This is a genomic window from Catellatospora coxensis (assembly GCF_016862635.1).
GTDB classification, from domain to species: domain Bacteria; phylum Actinomycetota; class Actinomycetes; order Mycobacteriales; family Micromonosporaceae; genus Catellatospora; species Catellatospora coxensis.
This window is the reverse complement of record NZ_BONI01000148.1, coordinates 1-8,645: the sequence shown is the minus strand read 5'-3', so window position 1 is coordinate 8,645 and position 8,645 is coordinate 1. Positions and strand designations below refer to the sequence as shown.

Genomic DNA, 8,645 nt, shown 5'->3' with positions numbered 1-8,645 from the left:
TAAAGCGCAGCAGGTCACAGCCATTATTCGGCCGTGACCTGCTGCGCTTTTTGCTGCCGTTATTCGTCAGAAGTCAGCGAATCGTCAGCATCGCCGTCGAAAACGTCCCGAACACGATCGTGGAACGTGTTCGGCGCGTGTGTGTAGAGGTTGAGTGTGGTCGATGCGCTCTCGTGTCCCATGACCCGCTGGACCACGTTGACGGGTAGGCCGTCCGACACCAGCCATGTCGCGTACGAGTGTCGGAGATCGTGGAACCGGAGGCCGCCTGCTGCGTGCTCGGCGACGTGCTCCACCGCACTGCGCTCGGTGGCGAACACGGCCTCTGCCGACGCGCCCGCGGTCGTCGGCCACGTCGCCCGCCATCGCTCTGGGCTCGTCTCGGCAACGCTGCCGAGCAGGCCAGCGCGGACCAGGGCGGGCCGCCACACGTGCCGGCGGAAGGTCGAGCGGAGCGGCGCGTGCCCGGTCCGCACGATGAACACTAGCTCCGTCGCGTCGGGGCTGCCCTTCTCGGCGTACAGCTTGCGCAGCTCGGTCACCAGGAAATCGGGCATCGGCACCGTGCGAACACCAGCCCGCGACTTCGGAGTGGGCTTGATGGTGCGCACCCCGCCCGACTCGATGACGACCTGGACCACGCGCAGCGTCGCCCGGTCCAGGTCGATCGCTGCCCACGTCAGGCCGAGGCACTCTCCCCACCGCAGCCCCGCCCCGGCGGCCAGGGCGACGAGCGCGCGGTACCTCGGCTCGACGGTGGCCAGCAACCGATCGAACTGCGCCCGGCTGATGGCCGTCGCGGGTCGCTGCGGCTTGTGCGTGCTGGGCAGGTTGGTGCCCTCGCATGGGTTGATGGGGATCAGCCGCGCCCGTACCGCCGCGTTGAGCACCATCGACAGGGCACCGAAGCACTTGGCCACCGACGCGGGCGACAGCTTCTCGCTCAGCCGATTGACCCACCCCTGGACCTCGGTGTGCTCGATCTTCGCCAGCGGCCATTGCGACCACTGCGGCAGGACGTGAATGCGCATCACCGAATCCGTGCGCTCACTGGTGCGCTGCTCAACATGGCGGCTGGCCTGCCACACCTTGGCGAACTCGCCGAAGCGCTTCTTGCCCGCCTTGGGGTCCAGGTAGGTGCCTCTGTTGAGCGCCGATTCCGTCTCGGCGAGGAAGGCGCTGGCCTCCTTCTTCGTCGTGAACGTCTTGGCCTTCTGGCGTCCGGCGGGGTCGCGCCAGTTGGCGCGGTAGGTGCCTGCCGGGGTCTTGTTGATGAATCCCATGGTGGGGCTACTCCTCGTTGTCGGTCGTGCTGTAGGTGTCGTTGAGCCAGTTGTGGAATGCCTGCTTGGGGATGACCCAGCGGGAGCCGAGCTGCTTGGCGGGGATCTCGCCGAGCCGGAGAAGTTGGTAGGTGGAGGTCAGGGACAGGTCGAGCAGCTCGGCGACCTCGCGGACCGCGTAGACGGCCCGCTCTGGTCGGCGGCGCGCGAGACTGCCGGGGGACTGCGGGCGCAGCGCTACGACGGTGCCGATGTGGTGCTCCTCGTGGTGTCGGTCGTGATCTCTAGTGGTTGCGGCGGGGGTGGCCATGGTGTGCCTCCTGAGGCCGTTCGGTGATCGGTTTGGTGAGGGGCTAGACCGCTAGGCCGCTGGCCAGCGGATGTTTCAGGGGCTAGCACGAGCGCTAGACCTAGCGGGTCGGGCCGCTAGGTCTAGCGGCGACTGATAGGTGGTCGGGTTGGGGAGGTGGCCCCCCGCTGCGCGGGGCTGTGCGTGCTCGGTCTGGTTCGTCAGCCCGCCGGAGGCGGGGGCCACCTCCCTTGCTGGCGCTGCTGCTAGCAGGAGCGGCGCAGGGTGGCCGGGAGTGGACGAAGGGCCGTTTGTCGGCTGGGTGGCGCTGAGGGTGCTATCTGCTATCGGGCTGGTCGCCGGGCGGTTGGGGTGCTAGCGGGGCTGCTATCGCTAGCGGTCGCGGGTGCTAGCGCTAGCAGCGCTCGGCGCGGTTGTCCCCGGTCGGCGCGCTCACCCTTGATGGGCGATGAGCTGGAGGTGTCCCCGGGACGGGGGTGTGTTGGGGACGCGCGGGGTGGGCGGGTAACGGCGTGGGCCGGTGGCCGAGGTGGCGGTTTTGAGCCGTCTGCGGGCCGTTGTCGTCGGTGCCGTTACCCGTTACCTCTTGGCGTTGTCGCTGCTCGCGAGTGGTGTGGTGGGTAACGGCGGGGGTAACGCGGCCGTTACCCGGTGGTCGGCCGTTACCGGCGGGGTTACCGCCCCCGGGGCGGGGACATCTCCCCTGCGCCGGGTGGGTGTTCGCGTGACGGTCGGTGGCGAGAACCGTCCACTCGTCCGGCGGACGGTTGCCGAGAACGCGCCCGTACGTGCGCGCGGGGGCTGTAGACGAGTGGACGAGTGGACGACCGGACGGTTACGTGCGGTGGCCGGGTAGCGGTAGCGGCGCGTCGGTGGCCGTAGGCCGCCTGTGGGCCGTCTTTGGGGGTGTGCGGCGGGGTGCCGCTACCCGCTACCTTTCGACGTTGCCGCAGCTTGTTGGTGGTTCAGCGGGTAGCGGTACGGGTAGCGCTGGCGCTACCTGCCGCTACTGCGCTACCTCTGCCGCTACCTGTCTAGGGCGCCGGTGGCAGGGTGCCCGCGGTGGCTTCCTGAGCCGGTTTGGTGCCGTGCCGGCGGATGCTCTAGAGCCTCTAGAGCCCTGGCCGCGCGGGCTGCGGCTGGTCTAGACCGTGCTCTAGGTCTAGAGCGTCGGTGCTCTAGACCTAGAGCGGCGCTCTATCCCCCGACGCACGAGTCTCGGGGTGCCCGCTGGGCGGGTTGTCGGTGCTGGCCGCTGGTCGGGGATAGAGGGCTAGGCCGCTGGCGGTCGGGGGCTTGTGGGGCTAGCGGAGGGGATAGGCCTATCGGCCGTGAGGGCTAGGCCTATCCCCTGCGGTCGCCGGTCGGGCGGTCAGATCAGCGCGGGCCGGTAGACGGGGCTGGAGTGGATGCAGCCGCCGCACAGGCCGAAGGTGAACAGGATCGAGCCGAAGGCCAGCGCGCCGGAGTAGATCGCGCTGGTGTGTTCGCCGCACCGGTCGCAGGTGGTGTCCTGCTGGTAGGTGGCCGGTCGCAGCTGCGGGGCGCAGCGCTCGCAGACGACGCGTCCGGGGGTCCAGGCGGTGGCGTGCAGGACCATCGGGGACGGTTTGACGTGGCGGCACAGGCGGGCGGTGTCGGTGGCCAGGGCCAGCAGTAGCGCGCCGATCTGTTCGGCCAGCCAGGGATCGGAGGCGATGTCGGCGGGCCGGTCACCGCCGATGCTGGCGAGCTTGCGGCGTGCGTCGCGGGCTGCGGCTTCGGCCTGGTCGGCAAGGGCGGTCGCGTTCACAGGGAGGCTCCTACGTGATCGTTTGTCGGTGACTGTTCGTGTGCAGTCGCGCCAGTCGCGCCAGTCGCGCCAGCTTCCGGAACGTGGCGCGACTGGCGCGACTGTGGCGCGACTGCGGTTGCGGTATACGGAGCGTTACCGGTGTCGAGTCGCCAGATCGTGCGGGAGGGGAAGCCCTCGCGGGTCACGGTGACGCGGGCGCGGCGGGTGGCGCGCTGCAACGTGCGTTCGGCGATGCCTTCGGCGCGGGCCGCCTTGCGAACGTCCGCCCAGGCTGCCTCTCCGCCCTGGCTGATCAGGTAGTCGGCCAGCCAGGCGGCTGCGCCGTCGCGTTCCTCGCGCTGGTCGCCCTGGTCGCCGCTGTCGCCGAGGATGTCAGCGACGCTGCGGTCGGACTCGCCGGTGAAGACGAGCTTGCCGACGTAGGCCGGTCCCTCGTCGGTGGGGACCTCCACCGACTCGATGATGTAGCGCAGTGACGGCACGTCCAGGCGTCCGAGGTTGGACTTGGACTGCGACATGACGCACGAGCCGTCGCCTGCCTCGTCGTCGCGGGCAATCGACATCACCGCGCGGGCGACGGCGGAGAACGCCCGCGATCCGGTGATGAGGTTCAAGGCGTCGGTGTTGGCGCTCTTGTTGAAGTGCGCCAGCCCGACCACGGCGCAGCCGGTGCGGTCGGCGAGCTTGGCCAGGGGCTCCAGCGCGGTTCGTAGGTCGCGGTCGCGGTGGGTGTCGATACCGGCCTGGATCAGCGACAGCAGCGGATCGGCGGCCAGCAGCGCTACGCCGAGCTCTTCGATCTCGACGGCCAGGCCGTTGCAGTCGCGCGGGAGGGTGAGCTGGTCGTGTGCGCCGTCGTTGTCGACGTCGACGCGGTAGACCAGGTCCAGGTCGGCCCCTGCGGCGTACAGACGCGGCGCGATCGTCTGCGCCCAGGAGTCCTCGGTAGCGGCGTAGATGACCGCGCGCGGGGTGCCGTAGTGGATGCCGGGCAGGGTGCCCCGGGTGAGCTGTCCGGCCAGCCACGCGAGCGTCAGCGACTTGCCGATGCCCTCGCGTCCGGGGATGAGCGTGATGGAACCGGCGGGGATGCGGTTGTCCCAGGTCCAGCGGACCGGGCGCATCTTGACCGCCGATGCGGGCGTGAGACGGATGGTGCGACCGGCCTCAGCCGGTGGCGTATCGGTGGGTGTCGGTGTCACAACGGGTCCTCTCGGAGTCCGGAGGGGTGCGTGTGGGTGGGTCTGGTGGCGGCACCGGACGGGCCGTGATGCCGCCACCGTGGCGGCACCTTGGCGGCACCGGGTTCGTGATCTACGAGTGCGGGGCCACGCCAACCCGGTACAGCGCAAATGCCGATAGGAAGATCAGCGTTTTGGTGATCTCTGGCCCCGGGTGTCCGTCCACCCGGGCCAGTGCGGACGGCACCGGCGTCAGCGCGTCCGGATGCCGTCAACCGCGCCGGATGCGGGTCCGGGTGTCCGGTCAGCGGCGGACATGACCGGCGGCGGCAGGCCTGCCCGGCGACGGTGCCGGGCCGGACATCCGTCCGGGCGGACACGGCCATCAGGGCCGGACGGACTTGGCTGAAACACTGTGGAGTTGTCAACGAACGCGCGGCATCGGTCCCGCGCCGTCGTGGGCGCGGGAAGTCATAAGAGGAAGGCGGGCGGTGGGTGTCCGGGCCGCCGTCAGCGGCCCGGTGCGGCCCCGGTCACCAGGGCGTGACGTCCCCGGCCCGCTCGGCGAGGGTGTCGTGTCCGGTCATCGGGATGAACCCAGCGCCGCAGCACTCCCGGCACTCGAACCCGTCAGCGTCGATACGCAGGCCCTGGCAGCAGCCGCACGGCACCCACGAACCCGGGTTGATGTCCGAAACGCAGTCCTCGTGCAGGCTCGCGGTCCGGTGCCCGCAACCGAGGCAGCGCGGCAGCGGCACCGACAGCAGCGCCGGAGGCACCGACACCGGGACCACGCTGCTGTGTGTTTCAGCGCTCTGGTTCTTCACCGAGCCGAACTGCGTCACGCCGTACGCGCAGCCGCAGCGGCCCAAGTCGTCGTCCAGCGGGGTGCCGGTGCCATCGCACTCGGGGCAGATGCCCCACACCGACGCGGCGTGCGTCGCCTGGCACCGGTCGCTGACGCAGCCGAACGTCTCGCAGTAGATGCACATGCCGGCGAAGTTCAGCCGAGTGGGCTTGAGCAGGCTCGCGACCTCGGCAGTACGCTGGTTGAGCATTGTCGTTCCTTTCGCAGAGGGGCCAATGCTTGGCCTCGGCGAGCTGCAACTCGCCGGGGCCATCTTCTGTGGGAGACAGTACCAACTCAACTGGTACTGCGCAACGCTGAGGGTCCGGTCGGTCTGTGGCCGGTGTGACTGGTGGGGCTGGTGTGACGGATCAACCATCGCCCGTCATCCCTGCGGGTGACAGGTGGCACTGCGGTGACTCCAGCCTGTCCCCATGGGGACAGGCCGTTGTCCCCTTGCTTGTCACCACGCGCCGAGCGGGATACTTGCGGCATGGATGACACCCCCGGCGTTGACCGCCCCGCGTGGGCTCGGCGCATTCGGGCTGAACGCCTGGCCCATGGCTGGTCGCAGAATGACGCGGTTCGCGCGCTTCAGGCGCACGCGGACAAGCCGCTACCGGAATCCGGAAGCCTGCTCCGCAATTGGAAGCGGTGGGAGGCGGGCGACGCTGAGCCGGACGACTTCTATAAGGCGCTAGTTGCAAAGATGTTCGGCACCGTAACTGCCGCATTCTTTCCGCGCGCTAGTAGTCGTGATGCTGAGGCTGAACTCATTCGCGGCACGGGAATGGACACGCTTGAGATCGTGTCCCGGCTGCGGGCATCTGATGTGTCCGCCGCGACTCTTGATGCGCTGAGGATCACGGCAGACAGACTGGCGTGTGAATACCCATTCATGGCGTCTGACCAACTATTGGTGGAAGGTCGGGCGTGGCTCCGCCGAATCACTTCGTTGCTACAGGGCCGCCTGACGCTTGCGCAGCATCAGGAAGTGTTGGCGCTGGCAGGCTGGGTGGCACTGCTGATCGGCTGCGTTGAGTACGACCTCGGCCAGCGGCAACAGGCTGAGGCAACCCGTCGTGCGGCACTCTCGCTCGGAGAGGAGTCCGGCAACGTCGATGTAATGGGTTGGGCATACGAGATGCGTGCCTGGTTCGCACTTACCCAGGGCGATTATCGGGGCACAATTGCAGCGGCGGAACTCGGCACTGCGATTGCCTCCGGCAAAGGTGTATCTGTTCAACTCGCCGCACAGCGCGCCAAAGCGTGGGCGCGGATTGGTGACAGGCGTCAAGTTGAAGTTGCGCTTGACCAGGGGCGAACTCTACTCGAATCGCTGCCGTATCCCGATGACCTGAATAACCATTTCGTGGTCGATCCTGCCAAGTTTGACTTCTATGCCATGGATGGCTACCGGCTGGTGGGGGAGGACCGGCTCGCCCAGATATACGCGGAGGAGGTTATTCGATCCTCGACCGACCCGAGCGGGTTTGAGGCCAAGCCGATGCGCACGGCCGAGGCCCGGCTGACGCTCGGCGTGCTCGCCGCCAGAGCGGGCGACCTTGACCAGGCCATCTCCTTCGGCCGACGGGCGCTTGCCGCAGACAGACGGTCTCTCCCATCACTGCTGATGGTGTCGCAGGAACTTACCGAACTTCTCCGACGCAGGTACGGGACAGCGCCCGAAGCTGTCCGGTTCCTGGACGAGATTCGGGCGCTGTCGGGCGCTTAGTCGCTCTGGCTGGCCGGCCTGCCGCCGACGCCTGGCCGTGGCCGCCCCTCGTGCCAGGCGATGACTCGCGACGGCTTCCACATGTGGGTGCGGCCGACTGTCAGATCAGGCTGCGGCATCTGATCTCGCTTGCGGTAGTTCGTCACCGTGGCGACCTGCACACCCAGGTAGGCGGCTACTTCGCTGGTCGTCCACCATTCGGCGGCAGGGTCGGGAGCGACAGTCACGGCCACATTGTGCCCTAGTAGGGGGTCGAGACGAACAGGCGAGCGTGGGTGAGGGTTGATCGCTGGTTGACTCACGGGGGCGCTCCTGTGGTTGATGGAACCTACTGGCGGACTTGAGGGACGTACGTGCTGCGCACGTACCCAACGGACGGGACTAGATGGACGATGAGCAGCAGATGCGCGACGAGTTCGAGCGCATCGACCTTCGACAGGAGTTGGCGCGGGACCGCGCGATGATCCAGCAGTACGAGGAAGGCTTGACGTTCCGTCGCCTGCACATGGAGAACATCCTGTATGAGTTGGGTAGGCTCGACGAAAGGCTAGGAGGGGGTGAGCAGCCATGACAGCGGAAGAGCACGCAGCCGCGCTGTGGGCGCTGGAACGCGCCAGCCATGACGAGTTCGTGGCCAAGATTCGGGCGTGGGCTGAGGCGGCCGAGGCGTCCGGTGACGAGCTGCGCGCCCGGCGGCACCGTGAGCACCTTTCCCGCCTGGCCGCGATGCCGAAGCCGTGGGAGCGGGCGCAGAGGGCCGCGTGACTGCACCGGCCCGCTGAGAGCCACGCTGAGCCAAGATCTCGACATCGGGTAGGTACGGGCATGCCCGAAAGTCGTCTCAGGTGACCGTGCGACGCTCGCACAGAGCCGCCCGATCGGTGCTCTGGATCGCGGTCGACGGTGGCGCGTTCGTTCACGCTGACAGATGTGTGCGGAACGCACACATAATCAACCTGGTTGCATATCTCGATGTGGATCGGTAGGCTGATTCATGTTGTCGGGTGACGATTGATGTTCAACCCGGACATGAGGGAGATATGTAATGACTGTGTATCTATTCAACAGCAACGGCGACTGGATCGCGTTCAGGCGAAGCGAGAGCGACCGGTACCTGTGGGGCTCTGACAGCCGGTGGCTTGGATGGTTCCCGTGGGGCGACGAGCACGCCGTGGGCACATCCGGGAACTACCTCGGGAGCGTCGTGCGGGGTAACCGGCTCCTCGCGAAGCTGAGCCCGCCTTCCCGAGCCAACCCCGCCCAGCCGAGCTCTCCGGCCCAACCTGCCTCCCCCAGTTCTCCAGCGTCACGCGCGGCCATCCCCATGCCGTCTGGATTCGGCGACATACCTCCGGCGAAGCTGAGGAAGTAGCAGTCAGCAGATCGTCAGCGAGCTGTTCGGCAACCGCTGACAACCGATGGTGCTCCGCAGCGTCGGTCCTGCGACGGTTGGCTCCGTACGGGCAGGTACAACCCTCCGGCCTGTGCAGACAC

General features: G+C 67.9%; 10 protein-coding genes. 4 read left to right on the top strand and 6 right to left on the bottom strand.

All coding sequences use genetic code 11. From position 1 onward, the window contains the following. Positions 1 to 59 precede the first annotated feature (59 nt). The 5 genes from Cco03nite_RS41240 to Cco03nite_RS41220 form a co-directional block, all read right to left on the bottom strand. Complete coding sequence (locus Cco03nite_RS41240) at positions 60 to 1,283, bottom strand: tyrosine-type recombinase/integrase (protein WP_203699497.1); 1,224 nt, start codon at positions 1,281 to 1,283, stop codon at positions 60 to 62. A gap of 7 nt (positions 1,284 to 1,290) precedes the next feature. Continuing rightward, complete coding sequence (locus Cco03nite_RS41235; protein ID WP_203699496.1) at positions 1,291 to 1,593, bottom strand: helix-turn-helix domain-containing protein; 303 nt, start codon at positions 1,591 to 1,593, stop codon at positions 1,291 to 1,293. Between the two features lie 1,372 nt (positions 1,594 to 2,965). Beyond that, on the bottom strand, positions 2,966 to 3,385 hold the full coding sequence (locus Cco03nite_RS41230; protein ID WP_203699495.1) for a hypothetical protein: 420 nt from the start codon (positions 3,383 to 3,385) through the stop codon (positions 2,966 to 2,968). Continuing rightward, a complete protein-coding gene (locus Cco03nite_RS41225; protein WP_239168080.1) occupies positions 3,382 to 4,512 on the bottom strand; it encodes an AAA family ATPase in 1,131 nt (376 codons plus the stop codon). The genes Cco03nite_RS41230 and Cco03nite_RS41225 overlap by 4 nt, the downstream gene beginning before the upstream one ends. Before the next feature lie 590 nt (positions 4,513 to 5,102). Next, complete coding sequence (locus Cco03nite_RS41220; protein ID WP_203699493.1) at positions 5,103 to 5,627, bottom strand: hypothetical protein; 525 nt, start codon at positions 5,625 to 5,627, stop codon at positions 5,103 to 5,105. Between the two features lie 282 nt (positions 5,628 to 5,909). Between Cco03nite_RS41220 and Cco03nite_RS41215 the strand changes: the two genes are divergently transcribed. Next, complete coding sequence (locus Cco03nite_RS41215; protein ID WP_239168079.1) at positions 5,910 to 7,151, top strand: NsdA family TPR-like regulatory protein; 1,242 nt, start codon at positions 5,910 to 5,912, stop codon at positions 7,149 to 7,151. On the opposite strand, the gene Cco03nite_RS41210 is transcribed toward Cco03nite_RS41215, so the two are convergent. After that, entirely contained in the window at positions 7,148 to 7,378 is a 231-nt protein-coding gene (locus Cco03nite_RS41210) for a helix-turn-helix transcriptional regulator (protein WP_203699492.1), read from the bottom strand. The genes Cco03nite_RS41215 and Cco03nite_RS41210 overlap by 4 nt on opposite strands. Before the next feature lie 158 nt (positions 7,379 to 7,536). On the opposite strand from Cco03nite_RS41210, the gene Cco03nite_RS41205 reads away from it, so the two are divergent. From Cco03nite_RS41205 to Cco03nite_RS43295, 3 genes are all read left to right on the top strand, one after another. Continuing rightward, positions 7,537 to 7,722, top strand: a complete 186-nt coding sequence (locus Cco03nite_RS41205; protein WP_203699491.1) for a hypothetical protein — start codon at positions 7,537 to 7,539, stop codon at positions 7,720 to 7,722. Continuing rightward, entirely contained in the window at positions 7,719 to 7,916 is a 198-nt protein-coding gene (locus Cco03nite_RS41200) for a hypothetical protein (RefSeq protein ID WP_203699490.1), read from the top strand. The genes Cco03nite_RS41205 and Cco03nite_RS41200 overlap by 4 nt, the downstream gene beginning before the upstream one ends. A gap of 280 nt (positions 7,917 to 8,196) precedes the next feature. Next, positions 8,197 to 8,523 carry a 4-fold beta flower protein gene (locus tag Cco03nite_RS43295; protein ID WP_486303447.1) on the top strand — a complete coding sequence of 109 codons (327 nt, stop codon included), beginning with the start codon at positions 8,197 to 8,199 and terminating at the stop codon, positions 8,521 to 8,523. Positions 8,524 to 8,645 lie beyond the last annotated feature (122 nt).

Excerpts from the sequence above, each read along its gene's own strand:
- Cco03nite_RS41215 (WP_239168079.1), top strand. The coding sequence starts at position 5,910 with ATGGATGACACCCCCGGCGTTGACCGCCCCGCGTGGGCTCGGCGCATT.
- Cco03nite_RS41240 (WP_203699497.1), bottom strand. The coding sequence starts at position 1,283 with ATGGGATTCATCAACAAGACCCCGGCAGGCACCTACCGCGCCAACTGG.
- Cco03nite_RS41220 (WP_203699493.1), bottom strand. The coding sequence starts at position 5,627 with ATGCTCAACCAGCGTACTGCCGAGGTCGCGAGCCTGCTCAAGCCCACT.
- Cco03nite_RS43295 (WP_486303447.1), top strand. The coding sequence starts at position 8,197 with ATGACTGTGTATCTATTCAACAGCAACGGCGACTGGATCGCGTTCAGG.
- Cco03nite_RS41225 (WP_239168080.1), bottom strand. The coding sequence starts at position 4,512 with ATGCGCCCGGTCCGCTGGACCTGGGACAACCGCATCCCCGCCGGTTCC.
- Cco03nite_RS41200 (WP_203699490.1), top strand. The coding sequence starts at position 7,719 with ATGACAGCGGAAGAGCACGCAGCCGCGCTGTGGGCGCTGGAACGCGCC.
- Cco03nite_RS41235 (WP_203699496.1), bottom strand. The coding sequence starts at position 1,593 with ATGGCCACCCCCGCCGCAACCACTAGAGATCACGACCGACACCACGAG.
- Cco03nite_RS41205 (WP_203699491.1), top strand. The coding sequence starts at position 7,537 with ATGGACGATGAGCAGCAGATGCGCGACGAGTTCGAGCGCATCGACCTT.